At 65.8% G+C, this 412-nt stretch carries 1 protein-coding gene; it reads right to left on the bottom strand.

Features of this window, described 5'->3' with window-relative positions:
• Positions 1 to 412 (bottom strand): sodium:proton antiporter (locus EN804_RS34875; protein ID WP_189602159.1); only part of this gene is annotated, 412 nt, incomplete at both ends.

The following is a 412-nucleotide window of genomic DNA, read 5'->3' as shown; positions in this document are numbered from 1 at the left end:
GCACGATGCAGATGAAGATGCCGGCAAACAACTTGGCGACCTCGGCGATCGGCCCCCAGGTGAAGCCATTCGCTTGCCTGTGGCTCTTGTACGAGACGCGAAGCGACAGCCAGGCCAGCGCCAGGATGATGGCGTCGCGCACCAGGTTCTGGAGCTCGAGGCTGGCGCCGAAGATGGAGAAGCTGACGCCCGGCTTCCAGCTGGCCGACAGCAGGATCGCGCCGATGACGCCGGCAAGCAGCGGCAGGTTAGCCAGCCCGCGCAGCCGCACCTTGGTGTCCGGGGTCGGGTCCTTGATCTTCGGCATTCCGGCTTCGCGGCGGTGCAGGACGATGTCCAGTGCGAGGAAGATCGCCAGCACCAGGCCGCCGACGAACAGCGTGTCGGGCAGTATGTGCACCGTCGTCCAGAA

The sequence above is a fragment of the Mesorhizobium sp. M8A.F.Ca.ET.161.01.1.1 genome (assembly GCF_004792105.1).
In the GTDB taxonomy this organism is placed as follows: Bacteria; Pseudomonadota; Alphaproteobacteria; order Rhizobiales; family Rhizobiaceae; genus Mesorhizobium.
Note: the sequence above shows the minus strand (reverse complement) of the source record. Positions and strands in the feature narration are given on the sequence as shown.